The 18,189-nt window shown below is 73.7% G+C and carries 13 protein-coding genes; 9 read left to right on the forward strand and 4 right to left on the reverse strand.

Going from position 1 to position 18,189, the window contains the following annotated elements:
- Positions 1-3: 3 nt before the first annotated feature.
- The 3 genes from VM636_RS06660 to VM636_RS06670 form a co-directional block, all read right to left on the reverse strand.
- Positions 4-1,836 (reverse strand): condensation domain-containing protein, encoded by a 1,833-nt coding sequence (locus VM636_RS06660; RefSeq protein ID WP_338483816.1) that lies wholly within the window; start codon positions 1,834-1,836, stop codon positions 4-6.
- Positions 1,833-3,566 carry a carbamoyltransferase C-terminal domain-containing protein gene (locus tag VM636_RS06665; RefSeq protein WP_338483818.1) on the reverse strand — a complete coding sequence of 578 codons (1,734 nt, stop codon included), beginning with the start codon at positions 3,564-3,566 and terminating at the stop codon, positions 1,833-1,835. Before VM636_RS06665 ends, VM636_RS06660 begins: the two co-directional genes overlap by 4 nt.
- Before the next feature lie 69 nt (positions 3,567-3,635).
- Positions 3,636-3,854 (reverse strand): hypothetical protein, encoded by a 219-nt coding sequence (locus tag VM636_RS06670; protein WP_338483821.1) that lies wholly within the window; start codon positions 3,852-3,854, stop codon positions 3,636-3,638.
- A 1,217-nt stretch (positions 3,855-5,071) separates the two neighbouring features.
- On the opposite strand from VM636_RS06670, the gene VM636_RS06675 reads away from it, so the two are divergent.
- From VM636_RS06675 to VM636_RS06715, 9 genes are all read left to right on the forward strand, one after another.
- On the forward strand, positions 5,072-6,463 hold the full coding sequence (locus tag VM636_RS06675) for a lysine 2,3-aminomutase (RefSeq protein ID WP_338483823.1): 1,392 nt from the start codon (positions 5,072-5,074) through the stop codon (positions 6,461-6,463).
- 19 nt (positions 6,464-6,482) lie between these two features.
- Positions 6,483-7,643, forward strand: coding sequence for a capreomycidine synthase (gene vioD, locus VM636_RS06680; protein WP_338483825.1), 1,161 nt, complete (start codon positions 6,483-6,485; stop codon positions 7,641-7,643).
- Entirely contained in the window at positions 7,640-9,523 is a 1,884-nt protein-coding gene (locus VM636_RS06685) for a non-ribosomal peptide synthetase (protein WP_338483827.1), read from the forward strand. The genes vioD and VM636_RS06685 overlap by 4 nt, the downstream gene beginning before the upstream one ends.
- Positions 9,524-9,663: 140 nt before the next feature.
- Positions 9,664-10,695, forward strand: a complete 1,032-nt coding sequence (vioC, locus tag VM636_RS06690) for an arginine beta-hydroxylase, Fe(II)/alpha-ketoglutarate-dependent (RefSeq protein ID WP_338486310.1) — start codon at positions 9,664-9,666, stop codon at positions 10,693-10,695.
- Between the two features lie 8 nt (positions 10,696-10,703).
- Positions 10,704-11,447 (forward strand): hypothetical protein, encoded by a 744-nt coding sequence (locus VM636_RS06695; RefSeq protein WP_338483829.1) that lies wholly within the window; start codon positions 10,704-10,706, stop codon positions 11,445-11,447.
- A 77-nt stretch (positions 11,448-11,524) separates the two neighbouring features.
- Positions 11,525-13,546, forward strand: coding sequence for an NAD-dependent epimerase/dehydratase family protein (locus VM636_RS06700; RefSeq protein WP_338483831.1), 2,022 nt, complete (start codon positions 11,525-11,527; stop codon positions 13,544-13,546).
- Positions 13,543-14,256: a PIG-L deacetylase family protein gene (locus VM636_RS06705; RefSeq protein WP_338483833.1), complete on the forward strand. Its 714-nt coding sequence runs from the start codon at positions 13,543-13,545 to the stop codon at positions 14,254-14,256. Before VM636_RS06700 ends, VM636_RS06705 begins: the two co-directional genes overlap by 4 nt.
- Entirely contained in the window at positions 14,249-15,481 is a 1,233-nt protein-coding gene (locus tag VM636_RS06710; protein ID WP_338483835.1) for an ATP-grasp domain-containing protein, read from the forward strand. Before VM636_RS06705 ends, VM636_RS06710 begins: the two co-directional genes overlap by 8 nt.
- 30 nt (positions 15,482-15,511) lie before the next feature.
- Positions 15,512-16,591, forward strand: coding sequence for a glycosyltransferase (locus VM636_RS06715; RefSeq protein ID WP_338483837.1), 1,080 nt, complete (start codon positions 15,512-15,514; stop codon positions 16,589-16,591).
- Here VM636_RS06715 and VM636_RS06720 read toward each other — a convergent pair.
- Positions 16,556-18,166: a CocE/NonD family hydrolase gene (locus VM636_RS06720; RefSeq protein ID WP_338483839.1), complete on the reverse strand. Its 1,611-nt coding sequence runs from the start codon at positions 18,164-18,166 to the stop codon at positions 16,556-16,558. The genes VM636_RS06715 and VM636_RS06720 overlap by 36 nt on opposite strands.
- Between the last annotated feature and the right edge of the window lie 23 nt (positions 18,167-18,189).

The following is an 18,189-nucleotide window of genomic DNA, read 5'->3' on the forward strand; positions in this document are numbered from 1 at the left end:
TGTTCAACTGCCGCGGGTCCCGTCCGCGCCGGGGGGTGTCGTGCCAGGGGCCGGGGTGGTGAGGAGGCTTGTGAGGGCGGCTCGGTGCCGGGCGGCGAGGGCGCGTACGGTCGCCTCGTCATGGAGGGCGGTGGAGTACCACCACTCGACACGCAGCACCTGGTCGTCGGTCGTGGCGATCACCTCGATGAGATGGGGCCGCGTCCAGTGCGGGGCGGTGATGTCGCCGACTGGCTCGGGCGCCACGTCCGGCAGCACGCTGCCCAGCGGCAGGGCGTCCGCGTCGTCGCCCTCGAAGTCGTACGAGATGTCGCTGGGCGGGGCGGCGCGCAGGGCGGCCGCGATGCGCGGCCGGCCGTGGCGGCTGAGCGCGCCGTGTCCCACTCCCCCGCCGGGCAGGGCCGCGAGGTGGCCGACGGTCCGGGCCAGCCGTTCGGCGGCGGTGCCGGGGGACAGGTCCAGGCGGACGGGCACGGTCGTGGTGAACCAGCCGGTGGTGCGGGCCAGATGGGTACCGGCGACGGCCTCCTCGCGCCCGTGCCGCAGGATGTCCACCCGCACCGCCGGCTCGTCGAGCCACCCGGCCAGCACCTCGCCCAGGGCCTGCAGGACCAGGTCGCCGGGGTGGGCGCGGTGGGCGCGGGCCGCCGCGCGGAGACGGCCGGTCAGCTCCGCCGGGAACTCCTCGTGGTGCGTCGTGGCGGTGTGCGCGGTGTTCGCGGCCCGCGGATCGGCGGTGGCGTGGTCCAGCGGGATCGTCGCGGGGGTGTGGACCACCTCCGTCCACCACTCGGCCTCAGCCTCGGCCCGCTCGGTGCGGGCGTGCGCGGCGAGCGCGCGGGCCCATTCGGGGTACGGGGTGCCCTCCGCGCAGCGGACGTCGCGGCGGTCGGCTTCGAGAGCCGTGTACAGCTCCTCCAGGTCCTCCAGGAGGACCGACCAGGAGACCATGTCGAACGCGATCTGGTGGACGATGATCAGCAGTCTCCCCGCGCGGGCCGGACCAGCGTCGAACCGGACGAACCGGGCCACGGGCCCGTTCAGCGGGTCCAGCGAACACTGTTCAACCGCGCACCGCAGGGTGACCGCGGCGGGCAGGTCGCGGTCGGCGAGTTCGGAGATGTCGACCGTGTCCAGCATTGGGCCGAGGGCCGCGCCGGGCGGGCCGTCTATGTCGACGGCCCGCACCTGCTGCCGGGGCCGCCGGGCCGGGCGGGCCTCGACGGCCAGGCGCAGCGAGACGTGTCCGGCCACCAGGCGGCGGACGGCCTCGGCGAACAGTTCGCCGTCGAGGCCCGGCCGGGTGGTGAAGAGCATGGCCTGGTTCCAGTGGCCCCGGTCGCCGGTCTGCTCCTCCCACGCCTGCTCCTGCATGGGGGTGAGCACGACCGGGCCGTGACCGGCGCCGGGCGGCGCGGCTTCGGGGGGACGGCGCCGCTGCGCGCGTTCGGCGACCAGCGCGGCCAGCCGGACCGTGGTCATCTCCGGTACGGCCAGCTCCCGCAACTGCACCCGGACACCGAAGGCGGCCTCGACACGACGGGCGGTACGGATCAGGTCGAGGGAGTCCACGCCCAGGTCCGACAGCGGAGCCGACAGATCGGCCTCCGGCGCCAGCACGGTATCGGCGAGCCAGGCATCGAGCCGGGCCCGGATCTCCCCGACGGTCGGGACGGGCGGACCGCCCGTGGGCTCCGCCGGGGTACCGGCGTTCGCGACGGAGGTCGTGGGGGCTTCCGCGGCGGAGGTCGTGGCAGGGGCCGTGACCGCTTCCGTGCCTGGGCCCGAGGCGGGGTCCGGGGTGGGGTTCTGGGGGGAGCGGGTCGGGGCGCTCACGCGTGGTCCTCGGCCGGGGTGCCCTCGGGGCGGCGTACCAGGAACGGGCCGAGGGCGAGGGCGTCCATCGGCAGCCGGTGGAAGGTGGCGAGGGCGTCGCGAGGGCTGCAGACGACGGGTTCGTCGCGGCCGTTGAAGGAGGTGTTCAGGACGACCGAGGTGCCGTTGCGCTCGCCGACCTCGCCGATGAGGCGGTGGTAGAGCGGGTCGACGTCGGCGGAGACGGTCTGCGGCCGGGTGGTGCGGTCGCTGTGGACCACGGCGGGCATGACTGCGGCACCGGCCTCGGTGACCGGGGTGGTGACGATCATGTACGGCAGCGGTGTGGTGGTGCCGATCAGCGCCTCGGCCACCTCTTCCTGCATGCTCGGGGCGAACGGCCGCCACGCCTCCCGGTCCTTGATACGGACGTTGACCCGATCACGGGTCCCCTCGGGGTTCGGCACGGCTACCATGCTGCGGTGGCCGAGGGCGCGGGGGCCGCCCTCGGCCCTGCCCTGGAACCAGCCGGCGACTCCGCCGGCGGCCAGGACGTCCGCGGTGGCGGCGGCGATGTCGGCGGGCTCGGTGTAGGCGGTGCCGGAGGCGTCCAGGACCCGGCGGATCTCGTCCGGGCTCCACTGCGGCCCCCAGGCCACCGAACCCCGCATGGGCCAGATCCGGTCGCCCTCCTGGGCCGCGACCCGGACCGCCGCGCCGAGCGAGACGCCCTGGTCGCCAGCGAGGGGCTGGACGAAGAGGTCCCGGACCTCGGGCATGCGCATGAGCTTGCCGTTGAGGGTGGCGTTGAAACCGACGCCGCCCGCGATCAGCAGCGTGGTCTCGCCGCTCTCCCGGAGCAGCGAGCGCACCAGGGCCGTGACCGCCCGCTCCAGCGCCGCCTGCGCGGTGGCCGCGATGTCGCGGTACTCGAACGGGTCCCGGTCGGTGACCCGGGCGTAGCGGCCCGCACGAGGGTCGAAGCGGCGGACGGAGCGGTTGGGGGCGTCCGGCAGCACCTTCTCGAGGTGTTCCAGCCAGTACCGGATGGTGGCCGTCTCCTCGTCGGTGCTGCCGTGGGAGCGCAGCCCGGGCGGGACGACACCGACGGTGAAGCCCTCGTCCGTGAAGCGGAGGGCGCCGCCGAAGGTGAGGTCCTGGGGGGTGCCGTACGACGCCAGGCCCATCATCTTGCCCGCCGCGTCGGATCCGAGACCGGCGTACTCGCAGACCGCCGCGTAGAAGTAGCCCAGCGACCAGCCGGGCGGGTAGGAGCGCAGGGTTTTGAGGTCGCCGTCGCTGCCGACGGCGAGCGTGGTGCTCACGTCCTCGCCCTGGCCGTCCAGGACCAGGACGGCGCCACGGTCCCGCCCGGAGAGGTAGTAGGCGCTGGCGGCGTGGGCGACGTGGTGGTCGACGAACGTCAGCCGCGGGTCGCGGGTGCGCGGGAACAGCGCCTTGGGCAGCAGGTGTTCGAGGGCACCGGCGTCGTCGGCGAACCAGTCCAGGCCCCGGTCGCGAAAGAGTTTGGGCAGCTCCCAGCCGTGGGCGACGACGTCGATGTCGTCCAGGGTGAGGCCGCCCTCCGCAAGGCAGTGGGCGGCGGCGTTGAGGGGTGCCTCCCCGTAGGCGTGCTTGTTCCGGGTGAAGCGTTCCTCCTCGGCCAGGGCGATGACTTCGCCGTCCACGACGAGGCAGGCCGCCCCGTCGTGGCTGGCGCCGGGCCAGCCGTTGACTCCGAGCACACGCATGGTCAGTCCCCAAGGGTCGGTCGGGATCGTCCGGGTGCACCCCGCGCCCACGAGGCGCGGGTGCACCGGTCACGCCGACCGATCTTGTCGGGCCGCCGGGTTGTACACGACCTTCGAGATTGTGCGGAGATCCGCGGCGAAGATGGCGGACGCCGCCTTGAGCACCTCGTTGGCGTGCCGCAGTTCCTCCACCTCGCTGCGCAGCCGCCGCAGTTCGGCCCGTTCGTCGCCGGTCAGCTCGTCGCCGCCGCGATCAGGCGCGGTGGCGGTGGCGGGCGCGGTGGGCACGAGCGTGCCACGGCGTCCCCGGACGTGCTCGGCGTCCTCGGGTCCACGGTGCGCGTCCCGGTCGTGGTCCGGACGGTCCGCGTCCCGGTTGCGGTTCGGGCGCCCTGCGTTCCGCTCCGGGTCCGGACGGGCTGCACTCCGATCCGGGGCCGGGCGGCCGGCGTTTTGGCCGGGGCCCGGACGGCCCGCGTCCTGGCGCCGGTCCGGAAGGCCCGTGCGCCCGTCCCGGACCGAACGGCCTGCGTGCCGGTCCTGGCCACGAAGGCCCTGCTCCGGACGGTCCTGGTCCCGACGGGTCTGCTCCCGACGCGCCTGGTCCCGCCGGTCCACGTATCGCCGGTCCACGTCCCCGTCCACGCCGTACCGGCGCTCCGCGTCTCCGTCGCCGCCCAGTCGGTGCCGGCTCCGTTCCTGGTCCCGACGGGCCGCCCCCCGGTCGTGGTCGTCCCCGCGGCCCGTGTTCCGGTCCAGGTTCCGGTTCCGGTTCCGGTTCCGGTCCGCGCCGCCGGGTCGGCCACGCGCCTGCCCGCCGCGTACCTCCAGTGCTTCGCTGACGCTGTGCCAGCGGCGCGACCACGCCTCCAGGTCCCCGCCGCACGCGGCGACATAGGCGAGCGTCACCTTCAGCGAGGGTTTCTGCAGCCCCCGCGCGGCCTCGGAGAGCGTCGCGACGGAGTAGTGGGCCTGGAGCGCCATGGCGCGGTACGAGGGTTTTCCGGCCCGCGTCCGCAACGCGCGCAAGTCGTGGGCGAATGCCTCCAACGGGCCTGCAGTAGGGTCCAGTAACCGCTCTGGCCTGGGCACATGTTCCCCCTGGGAATCGGTTGTCTCGACGAAACGCTGACTCCGTCGAGCCGTAGAACCGTGGTCAGCGGTGTCCGGTGTCGACGGCACGATCGGCCGGAGACCGCCGTACTCCCAGCATGCGTGCCTCCCCGACTGATCTGCGGCTATTGGTACATGTCAGTGACATACCCATCAACCTCTCAGCCTGCAATTCAGGCCAGCCCGGAGCCGATCGCGGGGCCCGTCCGCACTGTCCGGTCCCTCCAAGACACCCGCCGGCGGGTTCCGCTCACCATTCATCAGCCTCCCGTTGTACAGGGGCTACGCACCCTTGCACCCCGTACAAATTCCTCTCGTGTACAACTCCTCAACCTCTGCAAGATCGATGCCAGGCAACACGGCCGAATCCGATGGGATGGGGTGGCGGGCCGGTGGAGACAGTACGCAGGCAGACGGAGTCAGCAGTCCTGGAAGGCGGTTACGAGTACCGCAGCCGTCCACTCGTGGAGCCGGACTGGCGGCGCCTGCCGGGGTGGCGGGACGTCACCGCGGCCCAGTGGGCGGACCCCCAGTGGCAGCGCGCCCACTGCGTGAAGGACGCGAAGGGCCTGCGCGCGGTCATGGGCGACCTGCTGGACGAGCGCTTCTACACGGACTGGGAACAGGACCGGCTGCACCGCGCCACGATGTCGGTCCTGCTGCCGCCCCAGATGCTCAACACCATGGCGCCGGAGGCGACCGGCGCGCGTCCGGGCGAGCTCACCAAGGCGTTCTACGACGACCCGGTACGCCGCTACATGCTGCCGGTCTTCTCCGACCGGCACCCGCGGTGGCCGTCGCACCCGATGGCCGGCCGGGACTCCCTGCACGAGCAGGACATGTGGGTGGTGGAGGGGCTGACCCACCGCTACCCCACCAAGGTGCTCGCTGAGCTGCTGTCGACCTGCCCGCAGTACTGCGGGCACTGCACGCGGATGGACCTGGTGGGCAACTCCACGCCCCAGGTAGAGAAGAACCGCCTCCGGCTCAAGTCGGCCGACCGGGCCGACCGCATCCTGGAGCACCTGCGCGCCTCCCCCGGCATCCGGGACGTGGTGGTCTCCGGCGGCGACCTGGCCAACATGCCCTGGCCGCGCCTGGAGCGCTTCCTCGGCGGGCTGCTGGAGATCGAGTCCGTCCGGGACATCCGGCTGGCGAGCAAGGGGCTGGTCGGGCTGCCGCAGCACTGGCGGTCCGGCCCGGTGCTGGAGGGCGTCGCCCGAATCGCCGGGACGGCCCGGTCCCGGGGGGTGCGCGTCGCGCTGCACACCCACGCCAACGCCGCTCAGCAGATCACCCCCGCGGTGGCGGAGGCGGCCTGGGCACTGCTGGGTGCGGGCCTGCACGACGTACGCAACCAGGGCGTGCTGATGCGCGGGGTCAACGACAGCACGCACGACCTGCTCGACCTGTGCTTCGCGCTCGCCGACCACGCGGGGATCACGCCGTACTACTTCTACATGTGCGACATGATCCCGAACGCCGAGCACTGGCGGGTGCCGCTGCACCGCGCTCAGTTGATACAGCGTCAGATAATGGGCTACCTGCCCGGCTACGCCACGCCCCGCATCGTGTGCGACGTGCCGCTGGCCGGCAAGCGCTGGGTGGACCAGGCCGACTCCTACGACCGCCAACTGGGCGTGTCGCACTGGAGCAAGAGCTACCTCACCCCACTGGAAGCGGCGGACCCGGAAGCCCACAGCGGCTCATACCACTACTACGACCCCATCGACACGCTTCCGCTCGCCGGTCAGCGGTGGTGGCGGGACACCCGTCAGGGATAGAAGGGACAGTTGCCGAACCATGAGCAGTCTGCATCCGCCGCGTGAGGAGCCCCCGGTGCTGGAGGAGTGGTACCGCCGGCACCTGGGCCCCGACCTCCACGACATCAGCTCCAGCGGCGTGTACCCGTACACCTTCGCCGAGATACGGGAGCTGTGTCGCATCCCGGCCGAAGACCTGGACGCCGTCGTCATGGACGACAGCGTCTCCCAGGGCGGCGCGGGCATCCGGCAGGCGATCGCCGACCGGTACGCGGGCGGTGACGCCGAGCGGGTGCTGGTCACCCACGGCTCCAGCGAGGCCATCGCCCTCACCCTGGGCACGCTGCTGCGGGCCGGTGACCGGGTGGTCGTCCAACAAGGCATCTACCACTCGCTGGGCCACTACCCCCGCGCGGCGGGCTGCGAGGTCGCCGAACTGCCGGCCGCGGCCGTGCGCGACGGCGCGATCGACGAGGACGTGCTCCAGGGCCTGGTGACTCCGGGGACCACGGCCGTCGTCGTCAACTTCCCGCACAACCCGTCCGGCGTCACGCTCTCGCCGCAGGGCCTGAAGTCGCTGACCGAGCGGACCGCCACCGTCGGCGCGACCCTGGTGTGGGACGCCGCCACCGCGGAGGTCGCACACCGCTGGGACGTTCTCCCGGACCCCGCCGCCACCTGCGACGACACGATCTCCTACGGCACCTTCTCCAAGACCTTCGGTCTGCCGGGGCTGCGGGTCGGCTGGGCCGTCGCGCCACCGGAGCTGATCACCGCCGTGTTCCCGCTGCGCGACCGGACCACGCTCTTCCTGTCCCCGCTGGTCGAGCTGATCGCCGAACGGGCCATGCGCCACGCCGACGTGCTGATCGGCACCCGGGCGGCCGAGGCGCGGCGCAACCTGGCCCACCTCACCGGGTGGATGGCCGAGCACGAGGACCTGGTGCGCTGGACGCCGCCGGAGGGCGGGGTGTGCGCGCTGCCCGTGTTCCGCGGGCTGGAGCGGGCCGCAGGCGGGCCGGCGGCGGTGGAACGCTTCTGCCTGGAGCTGCTCTCCCGCCATCGCACGCTCCTCGTGCCGGGGACGGCCTTCGGCGTGCCGCACGGCGCCCGGCTCGGGTTCGGCGGCCCGGAGGAGAGCTTCCGAACCGGGCTCGCGGAGCTGTCGGCGTTCCTGCGCGGCGGCGGGGCCGCCCGATGAGCGCCGTGTCCGGGCGCGACGTGCTGGACCTGTGGCACCTCCGCGTACGCGAACAGCTGCAGGCGCCAGCGCTGGTGACACCACGTCAGGTGTTTACGTACGGCTCGGTGGACCGGTTGACCGACGCCTGGGCCGCTTCCCTGGCCGCGCGCGGCGCGGGCCCCGGGCGGTTGGTCGGCCTCGCCTTCGCCGACCCCGGCCGGACGGTGCTCGGCATGGTGGCGGCGCTGAAGGCGGGGGCCGGGTTCACCGTCCTGGACGACCGGCTGCCCGTGGCCGCGCGGGACGCGCTGGTACGCCGTACACAGGCCGCGGTGTGGCTCGGCGACGGCGCCCACGCTCCCGCGACGGCGTACGTACCGCCCACCCCGTCCGACGGCGGTACGGTACGCCCGCCGGCCGAGCCCTCCCCCGGCGGTACGGCGGACGCGGACGGCGCGGCACTCCCCCGGCCGCCGCGGCCGGCGGGCGGCGGCGATGTCGCCTACGTGCTGTTCACCTCCGGGTCGACCGGGCAGCCCAAGGGCACGGTCGTCGAGCGGGACGCGCTCGGCCGGTTCGCGGCGGCGGTCGCCGAGCGGCTGGCCCTGGCCGCCGGGGACCGCTGGCTCCAGGTCTGCTCGCTGGGCTTCGACGTGCTGATCGAGGAGGCCTTTCCGGCGCTCGTCTCCGGCGCGGCCATAGTGTGCCGGGCCAACACCCGGGCCCTGGACGCGGAGGAGCTGCACACCATGATGGCCCGCACCGGGACCACCGTGGTGGAACTGTCCACGCAGTACTGGCTGGAGTACGCCCGCTGGCTCGACGCGCGCGGCCTGACCACTCCGGCGGAGCTGCGTCTGGTGGTGGTCGGCGGCGAGCGGATGGACCCGGCGCCCTACCGGGCCTGGCAGGCCCGCCACCCGGCCCGGCTGGCCCACGTGTACGGGCTGACCGAGTGCACCGTCAGCTCCACCTTCTACACCGGGCTGCTCCCGGCCGACGCCGAGGAGGTGCCGCTCGGCACGCCGCTGCGGGACGTGGAGATCAGCGTCCGGCGCGGCGGGCGGCCGGTGCCGCCCGGCGAGTCGGGTGAGATCCACATCGGCGGCCCGCTGCTGGCCCGCGGCTTCCTCGGCGACGAGGCGGCAACGGCCCGCCGCTTCCTACCCGACCCGCTGTCCGCGGTACCCGGCGCGCGCGTGTACCCGACGGGTGACCTGGGCCGTGTCGACGCCGACGGGAACCTGGTGTTCCTGGGCCGGCTGGACGACCAGGTGAAGATCCGCGGCCACCGGCTGGAGCCGGCCCGGGTGGAGCGGGCCCTGTGCGACGACCCGGCCGTGGACCAGGCCGTGGTCTTCCCCGACCCGCGGACCGGTACCGCTCTGTGGGCGTTCACGGTGCCGGCCGACCCGCGCCTCGCCCCGCTGCCCGGCGAAGCCGTCCGGCTGACCGGGGCGGAGCGGGACGCGCTGGTGGCACCGCTCGGGGCGGGATTGCCCGACTGGGCCGTGCCCAGAGTGCTGTACCGGGTGTCCGTCCTGCCGAAGAACCCGCACGGCAAGATCGACAAGAGGCGGCTGAGCGACTGGGCCACGGCGGCGCCGGCCGGTGCCCCGGAACGGCCGGCAGACCCCTCGCCCGGCCCGGACTCCGCCGACGAGCCGCTGTCCACCGTCGTGGCTCTCTTCCGCGAGGTCCTGGACTCGCCGGCGCTCGGCCCCGACGACGACTTCTTCGAGCATGGCGGGCAGTCCCTGCTCGCCATGCGGGTGCTCGCGCGGCTGCGCGAGTCGTTCCCCGCGGCGGCCGGGCTGCGGGCGAGCGTCCTGTTCCGGTGCCCGACCCCCCGGCTCCTGGCCGGGGCGCTCCCGGCCGCCGAGCCCAGCCGGGCCTGACCCGCCGCGCCGCCTCCACCGCACCGGGCCGCGCCGCGCCGCACAGACCTTCACGTCACCCCGTACCACCCGAGGGCCCGCACACCCGGCTTCGGCCGACCGCGGGCAGCAACCATCCATATATTCAGCGAAAGTTGGCCATGTCGAACCTCACCGACCAGTCCACGCCCAGCTACACCCTCACTCCTGACGAGGCCGCCGCCACCGCGGACGTCACCCGCGAACTGGCCGCCGCCTACCCGTCCTTCGGCGACGCCGGGCTGCTGCGCGACCTGCCCCGGCTCGCCGCCCGACTGCCGCTGGGCGTGCAGCGCTTCCTGCGCGACTTCAAGCTGGGCGACCGCCACGGGCACGTGGTGATCCGCGGGCACGATGTCGACCAGCAGCGCATCGGACCCACGCCGGAGCACTGGCGCGGCCGCCGGCGCCCCGGCCCGGAGTTCCCCGAGGAGCTGCTGCTGATGTTGTACGCGGCGCTGCTCGGCGAGCCCTTCGGCTGGGCCACCCAGCAGGACGGCCACCTCGTGCACGACATCTTCCCGATCCGCCGGCACGAGAACGACCAGCTCGGCATGGGCAGCAAGGAGCTGCTGACCTGGCACACCGAGGACGCCTTCCACCCCTACCGCAGCGACTACCTGCTCCTGGGCGCGCTGCGCAACCCCGACCGCGTGCCCACCACGGTCGGCGAACTGGACCTGTCCTCGCTGTCCGACGACGACATCGACATCCTCTTCCAGCCGCGGTTCCACATCGCCCCGGACGAGTCGCACCTGCCGAAGAACAACACCATCACCTCCGAGGAGGCCGCCCGGTTCGCCACGATCCAGCGGATGATCGACGAACGGCCGCTCGGCCCGCTGCTGTACGGCTCGCGGCAGGACCCGTACATGCGGCTGGACCCGTACTTCACCTCCGTACCGGAGGACGACACCGACGCCCGCCGCGCCTACGACGCGCTGTACAAGGTGGTGGACGCCGGGATGCGGGAGGTCGTCGCGGACCAGGGCGACGTGCTCGTCATCGACAACCACCGGGCCGTGCACGGCCGCCTGCCCTTCCATCCCCGCTACGACGGCACCGACCGCTGGCTGAAGCGGGTGTGCGTCACCGCCGACCTGCGGCGCTCCCGTCCGATGCGTGCCACGGCCGAGTCCCGGCTGCTGGGCTGAGCGCGCCGGTGGAGCCAACCCTCACCGACCTGTCCCGCGACCCCTGGCTGCTGCCCGTCGTGGACGCCCTGACCGGCGCCAACATGCCCGCCTTCATGAGCTGGGAGTCCCCCGGCAACTGGCGTTGGCACGGCATGTACGAACGCTACCCCGCCCACCAGCTCTGCCTGGTCGACGGCGAGGGCACGCTGGTGGCGGCGGCTAACGGCGTGCCGGTGCGGTGGGACGGCACCGCCTCGTCGCTGCCGGCTGGCAGTGACGACGTCTTGGTGGAGGCCGTCGACCAGGGCCCGCCGGACCGCCCGGACGCCGTCTGCATGCTGTCGGTCTCCGTCGATTGCGCGCACCGGGCGGCCGGCCACGCCGAGCGGCTGCTGACCGAGGTCCGCGCCCGGGCCGTGGAGCACGGTCCGCGCGGGGTGATCATCCCGGTCCGGCCCACGCGCAAACCACGCTACCCGCTGATCCCCATCGAGGAGTACGCCGACTGGCGGCGCCCCGACGGCCGCTGTTTCGACCCGTGGCTGCGCACGCACCTGGAGCTCGGCGCCCGACGGCTGGGGATCGCCCCCCGCTCCCTGGTGATCCGTCAGCCGCTGTCCCGCTGGGAGGAGTTGTGCGGCCATCCGCTGCCGGGCCCCGGCGACTACCCCCTGTCCGGTGGCCTGGTGCCGCTGCGGGTCACCGACGACGGCCACGGGACGTACGCCGAGCCGAACGTGTGGGTGCACCACCCGGCCGGCCCGCCCTGATCCGGTCGCACACCCCGCCCCGCCCCCTGCCCTTCCCTGCCGAGCCCTTCCCCGTTTTCCGACCCCCAGGAGAAGCCATGCCTCCCGTACGCCTCGCCCTCGTCGGGTGCGGTGCCGCCGCCCGCGGCTGCCATCTGCCCGCGCTGCCGCCGCTGAAGGGCGACGTGCAGCTCACCGCGCTCGTCGACCGGGACCCGCGGCAGGCGCGTGCCGCGCTCGACCTCTACCGCGAACTCGGCGGCACCGGGGCCGACGAGGTGGTCATCGCCACCGACCCGGCCGAGGTCCACGACGCCTTCGACGCCGCCGTGGTGGTCGTCCCGCACACCGCGCACGCCGGGACCGCCCGGGCGCTGCTCGCCGCCGGCAAGCACGTGCTGCTGGAGAAGCCGATGACCACCTCGGTCGAGGACGCCCGGCAGCTTGCCGCCCTCGCCGCCGACCCCTCCGCGCCGCTGCTGGCGATGGCCCATCCGCGGCGCCTCTTCCCCGCGTACGCCTGGGTCAAGCGGCTCATCGAGGGCGGTGAGCTGGGCGAGGTGGTGCGCGTCGACTGGGCGGAGGGCCACCCGTACGCCTGGGAACCGGTCTCCTGGTCGATGTTCGACCGGCGGCTCGCGGGCGGCGGGGTGCTCACCGACACCGCCTCGCACGTCTTCGACACCTTGCTGTGGTGGCTCGGCCCCGACGTGCGGGTCGTCGGCTACGAGGACGACTCCCTGGGCGGCGTCGAGGCCGACGCCGACGTCCACCTGCGGTTCGGCACGGTCGACGTGCACTGCCGGTTCAGTCGGCTGCGCGACCTCGGCATCTCCTGCACGGTGACCGGCACCCGGGCGACCGTGACCATCGGCACGGACTTCCCGGCCGGCGAGTGCACTCTGGTCACCTCCGACGGCGTGGAGCTGCACCGGGGCGACGTGGCGGCGGTGGCGCCTGCCCAGGACGAGTGGGAGCTGCTGTTCACCGAGCAGATCGCCAACTTCGCCGCGGCCGTGCGCGGGACCGCGGCCGCGCACTCCGGACCCGAGGACGGCGTGCGCGTCGTCGAGCTGATCCAGGAGTGCTACGGCGGCTCCCACGGGAAGGCCGCGCGGCCGTGGACCACCCGGGGCGCCGTGCCCGGCGCCGACGGCACGGCGTTCGACGGCCGGACCGTGGCCGTCACCGGGGCGAGCGGCTTCATCGGGGGCCGTGTCGTCGAACGGCTGGCGCTGGGCACGCGGGCCCGCGTGCGGCCGGTGGTGCGCGGCTTCGGCCGGGCCGCGCGGCTGTCCGTCCTGCCGCAGGACCGGCTGGAGTTCCACCGGGCGGACCTGCTGGACACCGAGGGGCTGCGGGCTACCTTCGAGGGCTGCGACACGGTGGTGCACTGCGCCTTCGGCAGCGCCGGTGACGAGGCGGAACGCTGGGCGGCCTCCGTCGAGGGCACCGCCAACGTCCTGGCCGCCGCCCGCGCGGCCGGGGTCCGGCGAGTGGTGCACCTGAGCACCGTGGACGTCTATGACCCCGCCACCACCGGTGAGCTCACCGAGCAGTCGCCGGCCCGCCCGGCCGACCCCGCCGACCGTGAGTACGAGCAGCAGAAACTGGCCGCGGAGCGGCTGGTCCTGGAAGCCCACGGCACCGGCCTGGAGACCGTCGTGCTGCAGCCCGGCGTGGTGTACGGGCCGTGGGGCGGCCAGTGGACCACCGCCCAACTGGAGCGTTCCATCGAGGACTTCGGTGCGCTGCCAGCGGGCGAGGACGGCGGCGTGTGCAACGCCGTGTACGTCGACGACCTGGTGGACGCGGTGCTCCTGGCCGCCGTCCGGGAGGCGGCCGCCGGGCAGCGGTTCCTCGTCGGCAACGGCGAACCGCTCGGCTGGGGCCGGTTCTTCGACGCGATCCGCGCCCTGCGGGGCCCGGCCGGGCCGGCCCGGCCAGGCGGCCAGGTGCCGGACTGGGAGCTGGAGCTGTACCGCTCGACCGCACGGGCGCGGTACGACAAGGCCGAGCACCTGCTCGGCCTCACCGCGCGCACCGCCTTCGCCGAGGGCGTGGAACTGACCGGGCAGTGGGCGGCCTGGGCGCGGCGGCTGCCGGCGGTGCGGCCGTGACCGGGGTCACCGATGTGCTGGTGGTGGCGCCGCACCCCGACGACGACGTGATCGGCTGCGGCGGCTCCATCGCCCGGCACGTACAGGACGGCGCCCGGGTGACGGTCGTCGTCGTCATCGGCCGGGAACGCAGCGCCCTGGACGACGAGGTGACGGACGCGGAGTTCGCCGCCGAGACGGAGACCGCGGCGAAGACCCTGGGCGTGCACCGCTGCATCCGTTTCGACGAGCCGTCCCGGGACTTCACGCTCTCCCGCCGCGTGCACTTGGACCTGGTGCGGGTGATGCGGGAGGTGCGCCCACAGGTGGTCTATCTGCCGCATGACGACGATGACGACGTCGAGCACCGCATGGTGCACCAACTGACCGTCGAGGCGCTGTGGATGGCGCAGTCGCAGTTCTTCCAGGAGGCCGGCGAGCGGCCGATGCCGGCGCCGCACCTGGTGCTCGGGTACGAGGTGTGGTCCCCGATGGCCCGCTACCAGTACACGCAGGACATCGACGGCCAGATCGAGACGAAGGTCGAAGCGATGCGCGCGTACGTGTCGCAGCTTCGCCACGCCGCCTGGGACGAGGGCGTCCGGGGGCTGGCCCGCTACCGGGGCGCCGTCACCGCGGGGTCGGGCCACGCGGAGGTCTTCCAGGTGGTGAGCCTGGGACGGCGGGCCGTGGGAGCGCCCGGCGAGGGTCCGGGAGGCGGTCGTGATTGAGCGGCTCCTGGTGTGCGGGATCGGTTCGGGGATGGACCACTCGCTGCCCGAACTGCGCTCGCCCCGGCGGGAGCTGGTCGTCGTCACCGACCGGCCCACCGCCCAGGCGCGGGCGGCGGCGGACACGCTGCTGGTCTGCGACCCGACCGACGCCACGGCGGTCCTCGCGGAGCTGGCGGCGGCCGGGATCGACCGTCTGGACGGCGTGTTATCGCTAGGCTCCGACAACCCGCCGGTGATCAGTGTGCTGGCCCACAGGTTCGGCTGTCCCGGTCTGCCCCTGGAGACGGCGCTCGACTGCACGCTGAAGGACCGGCGGCTGGCGATCCTGCGCGAGGCGGGCCTGGACCTGCCTCGGTTCGCGACCGCCGAGAGCGTGGCGGAGGCGCTGCGGGCGGTCGCCGAGGTCGGCCTGCCGGCCGTGATCAAGCCCAGTGACCAGACCGGTTCGCTCGGCGTGCTGAAGGTGTGCTCGGACGCGGAGGTACGGCGGGCGGCGGCCGAGGCGCTGCGGCTGAGCCCCGTCGGCCGGATCGTCGTGGAGGAGTTCCTGGAGGGGACCGAACACACCCTGGCCGCCTTCATGGTCGACGGGGAGCTGCACCGGTTCGGTTTCGCCGACCGGGAGTACGGGCGCAAGGAGGAGTTCGCCCCGTACTTCTTCGAGGGCGGCGACACGCTCCCCAGCCGGCTCACCCCGGAGCAGATCGAGGAGGTCACCGACACGGTGCGGCACGGGGCGCGGGCCCTGCGCCTCGACCCGGCGGTGATCAACACCGACATCCTGCGCACCCGCGACGGCCGGGTGGTGCCGCTGGAGATCACCTGCCGGCTCACCGGAGCCCGTATCGCCACCGAGGTGATGCGGCTGGCCACCGGCGTCGACCCACTGCCCAACGTGGTGCGGCTGGCGCTGGGCCGGCCGCTGGAACTCTCGGAGCTGCGTCCGACGCGCGACCGGGCCGTGGTCCAGCGGTTCCTGCCGGCGGACGGCGGGGTGGTGGAGTGGGCCGGCGACCCGCGCGACGTCGCCCGGCGGGCCGGGGTGCACGACGTGTTCTGGGGCATGGAAGTGGCGCCCGGCACCGTGCTGCCGCCCTACCGCGGCGGGGCCGACGTGCTGGCGGGGGTGATCGCGTACGCCGGTGAGCTCGCCGAGGCGGAGGCCGTCGCCGAGCGCACGCTGCGCGCCCTGCCCCTGCGGTTGAAGGCCCCGGCGCAGTGAACACGACACCGACGAGACGAGGAGGACGGGATGGCCACTGACCCGGTGGACGAGAGCGCGGTCGAGAAGGGTATCGCCGGCACCGCCGTGGTCATCGCCCTGCGCGACGACCTGCGGATCGCCGACTGCATCGCGTCGGTCGACGAGGACGTGGAGATCGTGCTGGCGCTCAACGGCCCCAGCGACGCGGTACTGAAACTGATCGCCGAGCACCCGCGGCCGCTGACGGTCACGGAGATCGAGGACGTCGGCAACCTGGGCGCGGCCTACAACGCGGGCGCCGCCGCCACCGACCGGCAGTACCTGCTGCTCATGGACTCCGACTGCACCTTCGCCCCGGGGGTGGTGCGGGCCATGGTCCGCGCGGTGCTGACCTCCCCGGTGGTCAAGGGACAGGTGGTGTACGGGGAGTCGGACGGGCTGCTCAGCAGACTCACCGCGCGCGTACGGGAGTTCGACGAGGGCGACTACGTCAGCGCGCTGTCCCCGCCGCTGGTCTACAACCGGGCGATCGTCGATCACATCGGCGGCTACCACTTCGACGAGCTCATCCACTGGTGCGAGGACCGGGAGTTCGACTTCCGGCTGCAACTGGCCGGCATCCCGGTGGTGTACCTGCCCGAGGCCCGGATCTTCCACGACGCCCAGCACGGCTTCGCGAACATGCGCAGCTACTTCCGCTACGGCGTCGGCGAGGGCATCGCCCAGGAGACGGGCGTGTTCACCACTCCGGCCGTGCCGGTGCTGTGGCGGCTGTACGAGGCGACCAGGACCCTGGTGCACTGCGCCCGCGACAAGGGCCCCGGTGCCGCCGCCTACTACGCGTTGCTGAAGATCGCCTTCCACGCGGGCACCGCGCACCATCTGCTCAACGACCCCTACCGGGTCCGGGACCGCTACCCGGCCTCGGCGAAGCGGGCCCGTATGGTGCGGTCGATCCCTCAGCACAGCACCCGTCTGACCGGGGCGCAGTTGCGGCGGCTGCGCCGGGCGCACTGGGAGGCGGGCCGGCGGATCGAGAAGGTGACCGACCTGTCGGTCTTCCACGAGGACGCCGCCGGCCCGCCGGCCGGGTCAGCCGCCGGTCAGGCGCGGCAGCAGCAGGCGTGAGGGATGGTCACCGCCGTGGTGGACGACGTGGTGCGCGATCACCCGAGGATGGACGTCGAAGCGCGGCGCGTTGCTGGCCGCGACCTCCAGGCGGACCCGGTGTCCGGCGCGGAACACGTGGCCGATCGCACCGAGCCGGACGGTGACCTCGACCGGCCGGCCGGGGCCGGGCGGGGCGCCGCCCGGCCCCGGCGCGGCGGGTTCCAGCCGCTGGACGCCGTCGCACAGCAGCTCTGCCCGCCCGTCGGGCCCGACGTCGACCAGCTTGCCGGTCACGTCGGCGCCCGCCGGGTCCGGGCTGACGTACACCGTCAGGACGATGTCGCCGACCACAGTCAGCGGAGCGGTGAGCGGGGCGTCGGTGAAGCACAGGACGTCGGCGCGCCGCTCCACCTCGCGCTGGTCGAGCGGGCCGCAGTCGCCCCCGGTGAACTGGCCGGGCAGGGCGGTGGCGCCGCCGGTGGTGGGCACCGGATCGGCCGGGTCGTGGCGCACCGTGTCACGGCCGGCGGCCCGCGGCGCTGCTCCGGGCGTGAGCCGCCGGCCGTCCAGGTGGAGCACGTACTGCTCGGTGCCGGGCACGGGCCAGTCGGGGAAGGAGCGCCACTCGTCGGCGCCGGTGAGGAACAGCCGGACCGGCTCGGGGACCGCCGCGCCGGCCCCCCGTCCGCGCAGGTGGCGGTCGAAGTGGGCCAGGTGCAGGCCGGTGACGTCGAGCTCCCGCTCGTCGGCGGCGAGCCCGTACCGGCGCTGCGGGAAGATGCCGCCGGTGACGCAGTGGGACCAAGGGCCGACCACCAGAGAAGTCTCCACGCCCTGTGGCCGAATTCCCCGATAATTCTCCAGGGCGCCGTTGAGGAAAATGTCGTACCAGCCGGTCAGATTCAGCACCGGGACGTTTATCGACGTATAGGTCTCGCGCGGTGCGGCGCGTTTCCAGTACGGGTGTCCGGAAGGGTGTTCCAGCCATTCCCGGTAATAGGGCGCGAGCCGGTCCAGGAGGTCCGCCGCGGCGCTGGGGTCCGCGTACAGCGCGTCGATCCGGTCGACCGCGTCGGCCACCTCGGCCAGCTCCGGCCCGGTCAGGCGGGCGCCGCTGAGCAGCAGGTCGTACAGCACCCAGTACAGGAGGAAGCCGAGCTGGAGGGCGCCGCCTTGGCGGGTCCAGCCCTCGTCGAACCCGGACCCGGCCACGTGCGGGGCGATGGCGCCCAGGCCGGGCAGCCGTTCACCCGCAGCGAGCAGCGCGGCCATGCCCTCGTACGAGCGACCGAACAAGCCGGCGGAGCCGTCGCACCACGGCTGTCCGACGGCCCAGGCGACGGTGTCCGCGCCGTCCGCGGCCTCGTTCCAGTACGGCTCGAAGGTGCCGCCGGAGGCGAACCGGCCGCGGACGTCCTGCACCAGCAGGGCGTATCCGGAGCGGACCAGCCGCAGGCCGTCGACGGAGGCCCCGCCGGAGCTGCCCGCCTTCCCGTAAGGCGTCCGCCGGACGAGCACCGGGACCGCTTCGGCGGTCCGAGGGCGGTAGAGGTCGGCACTCAATAAGACGCCGTCCCGCATCGGTATTTTCACATCGGTTTCCACGACAATACGCA

It is taken from the genome of Streptomyces sp. SCSIO 75703, assembly GCF_036607905.1.
GTDB lineage: Bacteria > Actinomycetota > Actinomycetes > Streptomycetales > Streptomycetaceae > Streptomyces.